Here is a 15,807-nt window from a genome sequence, read left to right as displayed (position 1 = left end):
GTTTCCTTCAGAAAAGACAGTTCGGTCGCGCGGCAGAGTGTCCGCTGACATGGCCGTGAATCGGGCGAGCGCCGTGATGACAGTTGCCCGTGAACAAACAGGAATGCCGTCCGGCCGGAATTCGGCCCGGTGCATCGCTGTCGAAGACCGCAGAGGATCGCGATTTTCGCTCTGCTGTTCAACCGACCGACTGACCACGACACGGATTCCTTCCACAATCCGGATCGGCGTTCCCGGAGTTCGGGCACGGAGCCGGCAGGGCAGCTCACGAGTTCGGTGGTGCGGCGGCAGTATCGCCCGTCAACGTCGCGCTGGCGGGAAGCGGGTCGGTGCCGATGGCTAGCATCATCCTGGCAGGTGCCAGTGTTCGCAGTCTTGCGGAATCCGCGCTGGCAGCCGGCTTCGACCCGGTCTGTGTTGATCTGTTTGGAGACGCTGATCTTCCCGCGGCCGGAACCGATCAGGGATTTCGGCTGCGGCACTGCCGGATCGACGACTTTGCCGACCTGCCTCGCGTGTTGACCGGGTTCGACCGTCGGTTACCGATGATCTGGAGCGGCGGACTGGAGAATCACCCGGACCTGCTTGCGGAAATCGCTGCTGCTCGTCCTGTCGCCGGCCCTGACGCGGAAAGTCTGCGTCGCGTTCGGAATCCGCTGGAATTGTGCCGCGTGCTGACAGAAGCCGGTTGCGATGTTCCCGCGGTCCGCACGGCCGGAGAATTTGGCGCCGGACTGCAGGCCGATGAATGGCTCATCAAGCCTCTGCGCGGCGCCGGCGGAATCGGAATCCGGCGACTCGGCGATTCGCCGCAACCAAACCGGAAGCGGCCGACCGGGACCAGCGACTGTTATCTTCAGCAGTTCGTCGAAGGGATTCCGATATCGGCGATGTTTTGGGCGACCGACGCGGGAACAAGTCTGGTCGGGACGTGCCTGCAACTGGCGGGCGAATCTGCCTTTGGCGCGACGGGCTTTCAATTCTGCGGGAACTTTGGTCCGCTGAATCCCGATGATGACCTGCACGTTCAGATCATGCGGTGCGGCGACGAAATTGCGAAATCGTTTGCGGTTCAGGGTTGTTTCGGCGTGGACTTTGTCGTGCGAAACAGCCGCGCATTTTTTATCGAAGTGAATCCCCGCATCACGGCGTCGCACGAGATTCCGGAATTCTGTCGGTCGCCGGACTGGAACACGATCGACGCTCAGTTGCGGGCGTTCGACCTGTTGCCTCCGAAGCACGACGACCACAAGACGGCACAGGCGTCGGTCGGCAGAGTTTGGTCCGGGGGAGCAATCTGCAGAATGGTCCTGTACGCCGCGCGGGACGTTGTTGTGACGGCTGAACGATCGAATCAAATGCTCGCCCTGACCAGACCTCCGCGGGGACTGGCTCAGACGATTCGGCTGGAACCGACGGATGGCGACGCCACCGACGACGCATTGCTGCGAGTCTGGCTGGCGGACATTCCGGCCCCGTCGACGGTTCCTGCCGGGGCGCCGTTCGTGTCCGTCTACGCACAGAAGCTGCCGATGGCCTTCGGCAATCAGTCAGATCTGCCGAACGCCGCGACGTTTGAACCGTTGCTTCGCGACGTCTGCGGGAATCAGAATTTCCGTATCGGGGAGCAGTTCCGGCGATTCGAAGAGCTTCCAGAAATTTCCCAAACCGATAATATTCTCAGTTTGCGGCGGGCCTCAGTACCGTGGCGGAATCTATCATACGATCCGTCGTAACCTGCGGCGTTCGGTGAATTCAGGTACTGCGAATTGACGAACATCGCTGGTTCATGACGAGGCTGTGAGCGGGTTTGAATGACCTTTGAATGACAGGATGTCGGCCTGCGGAGTGAAGAATTATGCAAGTCAGCGACCGCGGCCTGGATCACTTCGAGTTTCTACTTCGAGACGTTTGAGGACCCGGACAGATGGGGAAGGTGAAGGCTTCCGACATTCGCATATTGAATGTGGAAGTGTCGTTCGAACCGGTGGAATTTCGAACTCCGCTGAAATTCGGCGGACGCATTGTCGACCAAACCAGCCTGATCAACGCCGTCGTGACCGTGGAGACTCGCGACGGCCATTCCGCCAGCGGATACGGCAGCATGCCTGTGGGAAACGTCTGGGCCTGGCCTGCGACAGACGTTGATTCCGCGGATACGGAACGAGCCGTGAAAGCCTATGCCGAACGCGGCGGCGAATTGTTCGCCAGCTACCCCGAATACGGACATCCGGTCGAAATCCAGTACAACGTCGCGGCCGAGTTCTATCATCTGGCACGGAAGGTTTCGTCGGCCTGCGATATCGCCGAACCGGTGCCTCCACTGGCCCAGCTTGTGGCCACCAGTCCGATCGACGCAGCGCTGCATGACGCCTTTGGACGCGTTCATCGGGCCAACAGCTTTGACCTGCTGACTTCACGATTCTGCAACGTCGACCTGAGCCACTTTCTGGATGACCAGTTCAAGGGCGAATATCTGGATCAATACACGCTGCGTCAGCCGACTGCCGTGCTGCCGCTGTATCATCTGGTAGGAGCACTTGATCCGCTGACCGATGCTGACGTCAGCAGCCGTCCAAACGACGGGCTGCCGGTCACGCTGGGTGAATGGATCGCCGCCGACGGGCTGACTCATCTGAAAATCAAGCTCGCGGGTGATGATCTGAAGTGGGATCTGGACCGCGTATTGTCCGTCGAACGCGTGGCCGCGGCGGCTCAGGCCGCTCGGGGCTGCCAGTCGTGGGCGTATAGCTGTGATTTCAATGAAAAATGTGATTCGGCGCAGTACGTCGTCGATTTTCTGAAGCAATTGCAGAAGAAGTCACCCGCCGCGTTTGAACGGATCCAATACATCGAACAGCCAACCAGTCGCGACCTGAAAGCCGCGTCCGCGATCAGGATGCACGATGTGGCGAAGCTGAAGCCCGTCGTGATCGATGAAGCGCTGGTCGACTACGAAGCGCTGACCGACTGTCGCGACCTGGGTTATTCGGGAGTCGCATTGAAAGCCTGCAAGGGTCAGACGGAATCGCTGCTGGCGGCCGCTGCGGCTCAGAAGTTCGGCATGTATCTCTGCGTGCAGGATCTGACGTGTCCCGGCGCTTCGTTCCTGCATTCGTGCAGTCTGGCCGCACATATTCCCGGAGTCGCCGCCGTCGAAGGAAATGCCCGGCAGTATTGTCCCGGACCGAGCGCCCGCTGGGCGAAACGCTATCCGGAACTGTTCGACATCAAAGACGGAACCGTCACGACGGCAAAGCTGTGTGAACACGGGCTGGGATACCACTTCCCCGACTGGGTGCAGCCGTCGCCCAGGGACGTCGCCGACGAGATTCCGGTCGTCCGAGAAAAACTGAAGGCCAGCAAGTCTGCGCGACCGGACGACGGATTCGATCGGGAATGATCCGGAATGACGGCGGCAGATCAGAACCCGCGCGGCCCTGTGTCGCTGTTGAACATTGTTTCCACAGGCGCTGATTCGAATTTAACGAACGTAGGGGTCGACGGGAGCGTTCGGCGAGGCACATCACCGCCCGAACTGCCTGCCAGGCAGAATCGCCAGCATTCGAACAGTCACGCGGGATTCCGGCACCGCCGCGGAATGTCAGAGTTCTGGTCTGGAGTTCACTTTCCGAAGGCGGTTAGACTCTCAAACGACCCGTATGTGAGATTGAGATAATGTTGCTGGTTCTCCGGCGCTGGCAGCGGTGCGAGGGCATGGCTGCTGTTCGAATCGCACTCTGTTAGCATGTTGTCCGGTTTGAAACGAAGGCCCGCGGAAGTGGCGGACCTGCGTTTCCTGTTCATCCGCCGTTTCGGTCGTGGTCAGTCGCGGAAAGCTCAAATTATGCTGAGACATTGCCGGTGTACCCTGCTGCTGTTGAGTTGTATTGCCGTCATCGGCGAGCCTCGGACAATTGCCGCTGAGGTTCCGTCGGCGGATCAGTTGCAGCAACTGGGACTGGAAACCAAGTGGCAGGGTCAGGCGGTTCTGGACGTGTCCCGTGACGAAGTCAGATACGTTACCAGCGACGAAGATGTTATCGTCGTCCAGTCAACTGCGGGCGTCGTCAGCGTTTTCAATGCGGAAGACGGTCGCCGGCGCTGGGCAGCTCAGGCCGGTCGCAATGACGAACCTTCACAGCCAGCCGTGACCAGCGACCGGTACGTGCTTGTCGTGGCCGGGCCTGTGATTTACGGATACGACAAATTCACCGGCGACCAGGTGATCGAACACCGACTGCCGCATCTCCCGGGCGCCGGTTCCGGCGTGGGTACGATCGCACGAGACGATGTTCGTTACGACTACCTGTACGTGCCGCTTTCCGAAGGTTCCGTCTACGCATACGAACTGCGAACGCTGCTGCACCTGAACCGATACGGCACGCTGCCTCCGCAGGTCGCCCGTCCTTTTCTTTGGCGGTTCATCTGCAAGGAGCCCATTGCTGAACCGCCGGTGTTTGCGGAAGAATCTGTTCTGGTTGCCACGAAGTCCCGAAGTCTGCACATCCTGAATCCCGAAGGAAAATCGCTCTACCAGCTCATGCTGAACGAGTCCGCCACAACGCCGATGGCAACGGTGCGGGATTCCGAGAGTTCCAGCGTTCTGCTGGCGACCGGAAATAACCTGTTGTACGACATCAAACTGGAACGTCCCGCGGGAACCCGGACGGTCTCCGAAGTCAGTTGGACGCTGCCGATGGACCGCACCGTTACCGAACGTCCGGTGCCGGTTGGTAACCACGTCTTTGTGACCACGACAGGTGGAGGTCTGCATGACATCGATCGCGATACCGGGCGCCCCGTCCAACTGCCGGGTGAAGGCGGACGAACCGCCGATTGGTATGTGGCGGGCATGGCCGGTGTTGTCGCGGTCAGCAAGGATCGGGTCTACGCGGTCGATGTGACGAATCGGCTGGTGGCCATTGACCGTGCGACGGCCGATGCCGGCAACCCGGATCACTGGGTTTCGGTGGATTCCTTCGAGCATCGGTTTCGGAACGCGGTTACCGATCGCATCTATCTGATTTCCAGCGCCGGCGAAGTGGTGTGTCTGCGCGAGCAGGGCAGCGAATTTGCCACCTATCACCAGAATCCTGAAAAGGAACCCATCGCAGTCGAAGTCACGGAACCCGCCCCGAACGCTGACGCAGCCGCTGAAGAATGATGCGAAACCGGGGCTGATCTGCATTGCCCGGAAACGATCCTGCCCTCGGGTTTCCGACATTTGACGCTGGTGCAGGTCACCGATAGATTTCAAACCGACACAGCCGCTGGCGAATTGTTGCCAGCGGCTTTTTCGTTGATCCTATTGGTGTGAGATACTGGTTAGCAAGATGGCTCAGGAATCGCCGCGTCGGGCGCTTGTCAGCGTGAGTGACAAGCAGGGACTGGATTCGTTCGTCAAAGGTCTCGCGGAACTCGGCTTCGAGATCCTGTCGACCGGAGGAACGCGAAAGTTTCTGGAAGAAGCCGGCATTCCGGTCATCGACGTCACCGCGTACACGCAGTTTCCGGAGATCATGGACGGGCGGGTCAAGACGCTGCATCCGAAGGTTCACGGAGCGATACTCGGGCGGCCGAACCTGGCATCCGACGCGGCAGCCATCGCGGAACACGGGATCGTTCCGTTTCAGGTGGTCGTCTGCAATCTGTACCCGTTTCGGCAAACCATCGCGAAACCCGGCGTGACCATTCCCGAAGCCATCGAGCAGATCGATATCGGCGGTCCGTCAATGGTCCGCTCGGCCGCCAAGAACCATGCTCACGTGGCCATCGTGACGTCGTCCGCGCAATACGACGACGTGCTGGATCGCCTGCGGTCGAACAGTCTTGACGAAGCATTTCGCCGCAGGCTGGCCGCCGCAGCCTTCGAAATGACGGCTCAGTACGATCGGGCGATTTCCAACTACATGGCACAGATCACCTCCGACGCGGCGAAAGGCGAACAGGCTTCCGAGTGGGGATCGCGGCTGTGTCTTTCGTTTCGCCTGAAGTCGGCCCTGCGGTACGGCGAGAATCCTCATCAGAAGGCAGCGTTCTACGTTGAAGACAGCCCTTCCCGCACATCACTGGCGAGTGCTGAGCAACTGCACGGGAAGGAATTGTCGTACAACAATCTGATGGATCTTGACGCAGCGAAGTCGATCGCCGCCGACTTTGACGAGCCGGCGGCCTGCGTCATCAAGCACAGTAATCCGTGCGGGTGTGCGGTTGCGGAAACTCTGGCGGCCGCCTTCGAGAATGCTCACGCCGGAGATCCCGTCAGCGCGTTCGGTTCGATCATCGGTCTGAATCGGATCGTCGACGCGGCCACCGCCGAACGTTTGTGTGAACCCGGCCGATTCATCGAAGCCGTGATTGCCCCCGGTTACGACGAAGACGCGTTCAGAATTCTCACGACGAAACCAAAGTGGAAGAACAACGTGCGGCTGATGCAGGTCGAATTCTCCGACGCGGGTCGCGGCGAAGCGGAATACCGCCGAGTCACCGGAGGCCTGTTGGTTCAGGACCGCGACGATCTGCCGCAGCCGGAAGATGACTGGAAGACCGTTACCGAACGCCAGCCCACCGATCCGGAACGACGTGATCTGCGGTTTGCCTGGAAGGTCTGCCGTCACGTGAAGTCCAACGCGATCGTGTTTGCAAAGGACGGCATGTTGCTGGGAGCCGGGGCCGGCCAGATGAGCCGCCTGGACAGCTCATTCATCGCAGCCACAAAATCAGGCGACCGCAGCCGCGAGGGCGTGGTTGCCAGTGACGCCTTCTTTCCGTTTCGGGACGGTATCGACGAAGCCGCAAAGGCCGGAATCAGGGCGGTCATCCAGCCCGGCGGTTCCCGCAATGACGACGAAGTCATCGCCGCCTGCAACGAACACGGCATGGCGATGATCTTCACGGGACGGAGGCACTTCCGGCATTGAATAGCAGCGCTGTGTTCCCTTTGCCGCCGCGGCAGTCCATACTTTGTCTCTCCTCAACACTGCCGGTCCGACGCGCCCCTGTGGATGTACAACGAGACCGGCTGGTTTTCCGGAGGGCGAACGATGTCGAAGCGTCCTTACAACCAGGCCGACGACTTTGCCGACCGAGACATGACCGTTCGCCACAGCGCCGCGGAGTCCGAGAGCGCCTCAAGCCGGCGGCGTGACTTCAGTAACAACGCGGAGGCGCTGGCTGCGTCGATGGGATTCAGCACGGGCGGCTCTGATTGCAGCGGAGCAACCTTCGGCGAGATTCAGCGGGTTCGCAAAGACGTTGCCGCGAGAATCGAATCCTGCCGGTTGCTCGACGAACGGCTGCGATCCGACCTGGCATTCCGATTGCGGCTCGTCGATACAACCAGCGGCAGCGGTTCATCGCTCGGCCCGACCTCAGTTCACGACATCGCTTCGGAATTTCGGTCCGTCGTGGCCAAAAGCCATCCGGAAAAAGATGTGAATGCCGTGCTGGAAAACGAACTGGAACTGAAGTGGATTGCTGAAGACCTGAACGAGCTGGCGCGTTTGCTGCAGGTTCTCAGGAGTTCGTCGCGGCGCTCATAGCAGGCGCGGTGTGAACGTTTTCCGATCCGATGGCGGCGCTGCCACGGTCATCAGTTGCCACGGTCATCAGTTGGAGGAAGGGCAATGTTCAGACGGCTGATTGATTGCCACCGCACGCGGCGGTGCCTGGTCGTGTTGTTTCCGTTGCTGGTGCTTGCCTTGTCCTCCGACGTGCGGGCGCAGTCGGGGCTGGCGGGACCTGCTGACGAAACTGATCAGCCGCTTGTGCTGGGTGCCGTTGAAACATCGACGGGAGCTCCCGCCGCGGGCGCCGTGGTGTTGTTGCTCGGGGGCAGCTACGACGCCCCGGTCACATTGGGTCAGACGACGGCGGATGCCGACGGCCATTTCACCTTTACCGATCTGCCCGAAGAGGACGTCGTTTTCGCGAATCCCGGACAGCTCAGCGTCTGGGCGATGTACGGCACGGCAGAGATGGGATTCTTCAGCCGACTGTATAACCACCGCCGGCGTCCTCTGACCGTGACTACGAAGCCGGCGACGACGTTCGCAGGTCGTCTGGTTGACGATCAGGGGCAACCGATTTCCGGTGCGAAGATCGTTCCACAAACACTGTCGTCGCGGAAGCTGGGGCTGGACGACATCAACTACGCAAAGTTTTCGGCGGAGATGGCGGAACAGCGAACCGCGACGACGGACGCTGATGGTCGGTTCGTGATACCGATGGTGCCCGCCGGCGCTGCGGTTTATTCAACCGTCACCACGAATGGCTTCGCGGCGCCGCGGCTGACGTTCAATCTCGACCAGCAACTGACCATCACGCTTCGGCCGGCCGCGCGGTTGTCCGGCTCAATCGGCTGGCCCGCGGGTACGGTGGAACGGTTGCCGGAAGTTCGAAAGAAACTCGGAACCGTCAGCGTCCGGGCTGCCGCCTATTACGATGCCTCCGGTAGTATCGTCACGGACGTAAAGTCGGCTGCGTATGGAATCAGTTTCTACGACACGGTCGATATCGCTTCCGACGGCACGTTTGCATGGGACTCGTTGCCGCCTGGAAACTACAGCGTGTCGGCCGAGTATGACCCGGCGATGCCGCTTTCGCCGGCTCAGGCTGCGGTCGTGCGGCTGGAACCGGGTCAGTCAACTGAAGATTTCAGGTTGCCGGCCGAACGAGGTCTGCGAATCTCCGGCCGCGTGCTGGGACTGGCCGATCAGAAACCAGTCCCGGGGGCGACGGTGCAGTTCATGAAACTCGTCGAGGGAACGCTGCACTGGGGGCCGCGAGCGACAACCGATGCCGACGGGCGATTTCTCCTGCACGGAACTTCGGCCCGGTACCGCGCGACGGTCGTCGACGTTCCGGAAGACTACGTTCCCCTGGACCCGGAAGGCCGTTCCGAAGAACACAAGTCTCGCATACCGACGCTGGATGTCACTGACGACACGGATTGGCCGGATTTGTTACTGGACCCGGCCGGAAATGTGGAAATCGAGGTCGTTGACGAGCGGGGGCAGGCCGTTCCACGCGCCGTCGTGAAGGTCGTCACGCCGGCCGGCTATCCGGCACAGAAAGATTACGGAAGGGAACAGTTGACCGACGATCGCGGCCGATTTGTGATCCGTCAGGTCGCACTCAATGACACGCTGCCGATTCGAATCCGGACTTCTGAAGCGATCAGCGATCCGGCTTTGGTCGTGACACCCGGTGAACTGAATCTCAGCCAGCCGCTGCAAGTCAGGATCTCGCCGGAACATGGCTTTCGGATTCGCTGCCGGATCGTCGATTCTCGCCGCGATCCGATCCCGAACGCGAACGTCCTGGTCGGCACGACCTACGAATACGTGTCGAAGTGGATCGATTCCGGTCTGGCGATATCCGGTGGCGCGGGCACGGTCCAAACCGACGCAGACGGTGTTGCCACGACCGGTCCACTATGGCCTGATCGCGGCTATCGCATCACCGTTCGGGCCGAAGGGTTCACGCCGGCCGAATCGCCTTTTACAAGCGGCAGTCGCGGCGATGTCGTCGAACTGGAACCGATTGTGCTGGCAGACGCGCAGCCCGCGGAAGTCAGTGGTCGGTTGGTCGACGCGAACGGAGATCCGATCGCCGGTGCGAAAATTTATTCCGCCGGCAAGGAATGGAGGATGGCGTCCGGTATCTCCGACAGCCAGGGGGCCTGGAAGCTTGAAGGCGTCGCGCCGGACGTGCGCTATGTCTTTGCTGACGCGAACGGTTTTCGATTCGGCGGAGCGACTGTTGTGCGAGGCCAGCCATCCACGGAAATCACGCTTCGGTCGAACGACTCTCCGCCCGTCGGCGTCCGGAAACGCGTGACGCCAAAGCGGGAAGACCAACTGGCGACAGCCCGGGAACTCGTCGAATCTGCATGGAAGATGCCCATGAATCCGCGGATCACGTCGCGGATCGGGTTGCTGGAGGCGATGGTCCGGATTGACCCGGACGCCGCGATGGCAATGTCTGAACTTGCGGGCGGGACTTTCAATCGTGTGGTTCGGTGTGAATTCGCCAGGTGGTCGATCCACGAAGACCCGGAGCGCGCTGTGGAGTTGTTGTCCGAAACGCGAAATGGTCACGGACTTCACACGGCTCTCACCTTAGCGCGGGAACTGGCAGGTTCCGATGACGCAACAGACAGAGCGACGGTGGTCAAGCTGGCGGAACTCGCCCGGCAGATCGCAGACAACGAGGATTCGCCGCAATACTACCCACCGCTGGCAAGGTTGTACCGGCTTCTTGGGCGCGACGATGAAGCTCGCGAACTGATTGAAAAGACTCTGACGCGGCTGGAAGAAGCTGCTGGTGAACGGAACCGCTGGATCAGGAAGGATGCGGCAACGGCATTGGCGGTCTACGACTATGCTCGAGCCCGTTCTCTGGCCGATCAGGAAGAAGCCGGTTACCAGCGCACGGACGCTCAGGCCGATGTCGCGGTGGCCGCGGCGACGGTGGATCTCGACAGGAGCATTCGCGACGTGGAATCTCTGCAGGGAGACGGCAACGCTCCCAACATCCGCAATCGCGCGCGGCTACGGATCGCAAGGCAACTGATCGGAACCGATCTGGATCAGGCCATCCGACTCGTCCGCCAGTGCGAAGAACCGGACAATCGTGCTCAGGCGCTCGGCTGCCTTGCCGTCGAAGTTGCCCGCCTGGATCAGCCCCTGGCGTGGACTCTGATTGACGAAGCGCTGGCGATTCATCGCGCGGAAGAGAACGCGTACTCCGGTTGGAGCAACTATGGTGAAGGTGGTCCATTCGCTGCCGCTCTGGCGTTTCAGGCAAAACAGGCCGGGTATCCGGATTTGGAAAGCGTCGTGTGGCACGTCAGGTTTGCCGCGCGAGCCAAAGGATCTGTGAATTCCGGTCAGCAGCGGCTGCAGGCGACGATTACATCGGCAAAGATTCTGGCACTCGTCGATCAGTTCGCGGCCCGCGATCTGCTGAACAGCATCGCCGAAAAAGAAGCCCAGATTCCTCGCGGCGAGGGCGGTGTTTCTCTGTTCGATCAGTGGCTGCAGGCGTGGCTGCTGATCGACTTTCGCCGCGGCACGTCACTGCTTCGTCGCGACCTGGAACAACTGGCCGCAACCGGTAAGCCCAACGCTCTGCGGTACGGACACGGAGCCGACTTCCGACTGCTGGTTGCTGCCACGCCGGAAGAATGCTTCGACATCGTGATCTCGGACGGTACGGGACTGTGGGAACAGGACGAAGACTGACCGTTCCGCCGCCCGACATCCGGCACGCGGCACTCAAGTCGGCGGCCTGAGCCGACGGGTGGTGTGATCCTTGCGGCGAGGCCGGTGTGTTCCGTAGCTTGTGTCGATGCTGCAGTTTTTTCTGAACCCGCTGATGCTGCTCGGGCTGGCCGGTGTCGCGTTACCGGTGATTGCCCATTTGCTCAGTCGCCGAAAATTCGACATTGTCGAATGGGGAGCCATGCAGTTTCTGGACCCCAGTCGGCGCACGCGTCGCCGGCTGAAGCTGGAAGAATTGCTGCTGCTGCTTGTTCGAATCGGACTGATCTTCCTGCTTGCGTTCGCGGCGGCTCGTCCGTGGATCGACACCGGGTTTCTGACCGGTTATCGATCCGGCGGATCACGCGATGTGGTGCTGGTGATCGACGGATCGAATTCCATGGCTCGCAGCGACGGGTTGACGACGCTGCACCAAAAGGCAGTGAAGCGCGCGATTGAGTTTCTGGACACGCTGCAGCCCGGAGACACGGTCGCCGTCATTGACGCTCGTGACCGACCGGTCGCCGTGATTGAATCGCCGATTCACGACCGCGACCTTGTCCGTGACAGCATCGTTCAACTGGCACCGCCGTCGGGAGCCGCAAACCTCCAGGCGGCCGGCGAACTGGCCGTCGGAATGCTGAGCCGCAGCAGCAACGGCAGACGCGAGATCATTGTGCTGACCGATCGCCAGCGAGCCGGGTGGGCTGTGGAAAATGATCCGTTGTGGAAGCGATTCGACGACCTTCTGAGTTTTCCGTCAGTGCGTCCCCGGTTCTGGGTCGTCGACATCAGCGACGGACTGGCACCGTTGGGACAGAACATTGCCGTTGGTCGGCTGGATCTGTCGCGAGACCTGACGGTTCCTGGATTTCCGGTGCGATTTCGTGTAGCTGTCCGGAATTCCGGCAGCACGGCCGTTGTTGTGCCGCTGCACGTGCTGGTCGATGGTCAGCGGCTGGCTGAGAAGGACACCAGCGTTTCCGTTCCGGCAAATTCCGATGCGGTCGTTGAGCTGGAGTATCGTTTTCCGTCGGAAGGCACGCGTCGGCTGTCGGTTCAGGCCGACGTGCCGAATGATCCGCTGCTGATCGACAATTCAGCCGACGCCGCCGTGCGCGTCACTTCGGCCATTCCTGTGCTGCTGGTCGAATCGTCGCGCAGTCTGGTTGCCTCGGAAGGCCACACGTTCTTTGCCGCCGCGGCACTGACGGCTCCGCAGAACAAGTCGCCGTGGGTGAAGGCCAGGGTCGTGCGGGCTTCGGATGTCACTGCAGACGACGTCACGGCAGCCGCTGTCGTTGTTCTGCCGGACGTCGATCGTCTGCCCGATGGGATCTCAGAAGTGATCCGGGATTCCGTGAAGCGCGGCAGCGGAGTCTTCATTTCGCTGGGACCCGATACGACACCGGCAGCGTTCAATGCTCTGTTTGTGGAATCCGGATTGCTGCCGGCGATGAAGCTCACTCGGATCCGTGAGGTCGACCCGGATGCTCCGGAACCGACGCGCGTGCTTCCCTACAGTCTGCAGGCAGGCTGGTTGGACCGTTTTCGGGCACGCGAGGACAGCAGCTTTCTGAAGGCATCTTACGAAAAGTGGTGGCTGGCGGATCTTTCCGCGGCGCCGGTTCCTTCGAACGATGCTGACGGCGAAGCGCTGGTCGACGAACTCGATGACGATGTGCTTCCCGCAGAACCGCCGATTGCGCTGGCTCAATTGGCGACCGGAGATCCACTGCTGTTCAGTGTCAGGTGCGGCAGGGGAACCGTGCTGATTTCGACGACAACACTCGACACACGCTGGAACAACCTTCCCGCGAGGCCCGATTTCGTGCCGTTTATTCACGAAGCCATCTTTCAAATGGCGTCGTCCAAAGTTCGCCGCAATGTCAGCTTTGGTGAACCGCTGCTGGCCACGTTGCCGCTGCCGGCCAACGACATGCCGCTTCCGGAACTGAAGTTTGACGCTCCTTTTAACCGGCGGCTGGATGCGGAGCTGTCGACCGGTGAATCCGAGTCAATCGCCATGCTGGCTCGCACGACGCTGCCGGGGGTCTACGAATTGCGACCCGCGGGCAGGGACGCAGACGTCGGGTCCAGGCCAATCGATTCCTTCGTCGTCAACTATGATCATTCCGAAGACGATTCGGCCGAGCTGAATGACGATGACCGCAGCCGTCTGATCGTCAACAACAGAATGACATTCGTGGATTCCACAGCGACGCTTGCCAGGTTGCTGTACGGCGACGAGTCTCACAGCGAATTGTGGGCTTTGCTGATGTTTAGTTTTCTGGGAATGCTGGTGTTTGAACTGTGGATGACCAGGCGGCTTGTGCTGCGGGGACACGGCGGACTGGAAGGTCAATGAACACGCGACTGCTTGTGAACCCGGCTTCGACAACCCGCGCCGTCGGCAACAGCAACGTTGTAAAGATCTGAAATTACAAATCTGAGATCTGAGATCTGAGATCTGACAACTGACGCCTGAACGCTGAATTCGCCCGCCCGTTCCGCGAGTCTCTCGCGTGGATCGCGCGATGCTGGCAGAATGCCGTCGTCGCCAATTTTGTCTTCCGCGAGTACTTCATGTCATTGGAAACGTCTGACAACCTGTTTCAGCGGCTTGGCCGGAACGTGCTGGACACGATTGCTCAGGCGGTCATCAGTCATCACAAGCGCTCCGGAGCCGTGTTGTTCAGCGACACGACGCTTCGAGACGGTGAGCAGATGCCGGGAGCAACGCTGGAACCGGATGACAAGCTGCAAATCGCGCAGGCCCTGGAGGCGGCCGGAGTACACTCGCTGGACGCCGGGTTTCCGGCATCCAGTGAAGCGGATGTCGAAGCGATCCGGAAAATGATCGGCGTCGTGAAGAAGCCGGTGCTGACGGCTCTTTGCCGCACCGTCAATGCAGACATCGACGCAGCCGATCGGGCACTGGAAGGGAATCCGCACCACAAGCGCGGAGTCAGTTTGTTTTGCGGCACCAGTCCGCTGCACCGCCAGCACAAGCTGCGGAAGTCTCAGACGGAAGTCCTGAAGATCATTTCGGACAGCGTCAGCTATGCGTCGTCGAAATTCCGGATCGTTGCGTTCAGTCCGGAAGACGCCAGCCGCACGGAAGTCGATTTTCTGTGCCGGTGTTATCGCGAAGCCATCGACGCCGGAGCCACCACCATCGGGTTTCCTGACACGGTGGGGATTCTGACACCGAGGAAGGCCGCCGACTTCATTCGACGAATTCAGGATGGAGTGCCGAATCTGAACCGGGCACTGCTGGCCGTTCACTTCCACAACGACCTTGGCCTGGCGGTGGCGAATACACTGGCCTGCATTGAGGAAGGAGCAAACGTGGTGCAGTGTACGGTCAACGGCATCGGCGAACGCGCCGGCAACGCGTCGCTGGAAGAAGTCGTGATGACGCTGGCGATGCATCCGGATCAGTACCGGCGAACGTTCCGCGTCGACACAACAAAGCTGGCGCCGCTTTGCCATCTGGTGGCGGAATTGACAGGTGTCGTGATTCCTCGAATGAAGCCGATCGGCGGACAAAACATCTTTGCCACGGAAGCCGGTATTCACCAGGACGGCCTGTTGAAGAATCCCGATACGTACCTGCCGTTTCGGCCGGAAAAGGTCGGTGCCGGCGGTATTCAGCTCGTGCTGGGGCGGCACAGCGGACGTCGCGCTGTCGCCCATCGTTTGCAGGATCTCGGCCTGGCTCCGACGGACAATCAGGTGATGTCCGTCGTGGAACTCATCAAGCAGCTACCAAAGGGCACCGTCGTGGATGACGACCTGTTGAAGCAACTGGCGACATCATGAAAAGTCTGACCAAAGAACTCTGGATGAACGTCCCCGAACGCCGCGCGATTGTCTCCATTCACGAAGACGTCGCATCTCTGGTTCAGGAAAGCGGTGTCCGGGAAGGGCTGGTTCTGGTCAACGCGATGCACATTACGGCATCGGTCTTCATCAACGACAACGAATCCGGGCTGCATCGTGACTACGACAGGTGGCTGGAGGAACTGGCTCCGTTCGACCCGTCGCCGGAGCGGTATCACCACAATCGCACGGGCGAAGACAACGCCGACGCTCACCACAAGCGGCAAATCATGGGTCGGGAGGTTGTCGTTGCAATTACCGAAGGAAAGCTGCATCTGGGACCATGGGAACACATCTTTTACTACGAATTCGATGGCCGGCGCCGGAAACGTGTGCTGGTCAAAATCATCGGCGAGTAGCCTGTCCTTCGAGCGAAAAGGCCACGACTCGGGCCGGTCAGCACAGCGGTCCGTCAATACAGCCGGACACAGGAAGACGCGGCCAGTCCGGCAATCGCGGATCCGGGAGGCGGGCGGTGAAATGGCGAGGACCGATTCGTCGCGACGTTTTCGCAGGTGAGTTGCACGATGCAGAATCGCCGCCGGGCGACTGCTTCCAGCGGGAGGCTCCGGGGGTCAATCGTGTTAGGTCGGGGCCAGATCGGCGTCCTGTGGAAGTCACGGTCGAATCGGTTTGTGCCGGTCACGCGGCTGCT

The 15,807-nt window shown here is 60.5% G+C and carries 9 protein-coding genes; all 9 read left to right on the top strand.

Features of this window, described 5'->3' with window-relative positions; translation table 11 throughout:
* The first annotated feature begins 335 nt into the window (after window positions 1–335).
* Window positions 336–1,736 carry an ATP-grasp domain-containing protein gene (locus R3C19_12925; protein MEZ6061261.1) on the top strand — a complete coding sequence of 467 codons (1,401 nt, stop codon included), beginning with the start codon at window positions 336–338 and terminating at the stop codon, window positions 1,734–1,736.
* A 191-nt stretch (window positions 1,737–1,927) separates the two neighbouring features.
* Window positions 1,928–3,403: an enolase C-terminal domain-like protein gene (locus R3C19_12920; protein ID MEZ6061260.1), complete on the top strand. Its 1,476-nt coding sequence runs from the start codon at window positions 1,928–1,930 to the stop codon at window positions 3,401–3,403.
* Window positions 3,404–3,847: 444 nt separating this feature from the next.
* Window positions 3,848–5,167 carry a PQQ-binding-like beta-propeller repeat protein gene (locus tag R3C19_12915; GenBank protein ID MEZ6061259.1) on the top strand — a complete coding sequence of 440 codons (1,320 nt, stop codon included), beginning with the start codon at window positions 3,848–3,850 and terminating at the stop codon, window positions 5,165–5,167.
* A 169-nt stretch (window positions 5,168–5,336) separates the two neighbouring features.
* Window positions 5,337–6,923 carry a bifunctional phosphoribosylaminoimidazolecarboxamide formyltransferase/IMP cyclohydrolase gene (purH, locus tag R3C19_12910; protein ID MEZ6061258.1) on the top strand — a complete coding sequence of 529 codons (1,587 nt, stop codon included), beginning with the start codon at window positions 5,337–5,339 and terminating at the stop codon, window positions 6,921–6,923.
* A 123-nt stretch (window positions 6,924–7,046) separates the two neighbouring features.
* Complete coding sequence (locus R3C19_12905; GenBank protein MEZ6061257.1) at window positions 7,047–7,544, top strand: hypothetical protein; 498 nt, start codon at window positions 7,047–7,049, stop codon at window positions 7,542–7,544.
* Between the two features lie 84 nt (window positions 7,545–7,628).
* Window positions 7,629–11,249: a hypothetical protein gene (locus R3C19_12900; GenBank protein MEZ6061256.1), complete on the top strand. Its 3,621-nt coding sequence runs from the start codon at window positions 7,629–7,631 to the stop codon at window positions 11,247–11,249.
* Window positions 11,250–11,355: 106 nt separating this feature from the next.
* On the top strand, window positions 11,356–13,635 hold the full coding sequence (locus R3C19_12895) for a VWA domain-containing protein (protein ID MEZ6061255.1): 2,280 nt from the start codon (window positions 11,356–11,358) through the stop codon (window positions 13,633–13,635).
* A gap of 218 nt (window positions 13,636–13,853) precedes the next feature.
* Window positions 13,854–15,092, top strand: a complete 1,239-nt coding sequence (locus R3C19_12890) for a 2-isopropylmalate synthase (GenBank protein MEZ6061254.1) — start codon at window positions 13,854–13,856, stop codon at window positions 15,090–15,092.
* Window positions 15,089–15,511, top strand: coding sequence for a secondary thiamine-phosphate synthase enzyme YjbQ (locus R3C19_12885; protein ID MEZ6061253.1), 423 nt, complete (start codon window positions 15,089–15,091; stop codon window positions 15,509–15,511). The genes R3C19_12890 and R3C19_12885 overlap by 4 nt, the downstream gene beginning before the upstream one ends.
* Window positions 15,512–15,807 lie beyond the last annotated feature (296 nt).

It is taken from the genome of Planctomycetaceae bacterium (assembly GCA_041398785.1).
In the GTDB taxonomy this organism is placed as follows: Bacteria; Planctomycetota; Planctomycetia; order Planctomycetales; family Planctomycetaceae; genus JAWKUA01.
Note: the sequence above shows the minus strand (reverse complement) of the source record. Positions and strands in the feature narration are given on the sequence as shown.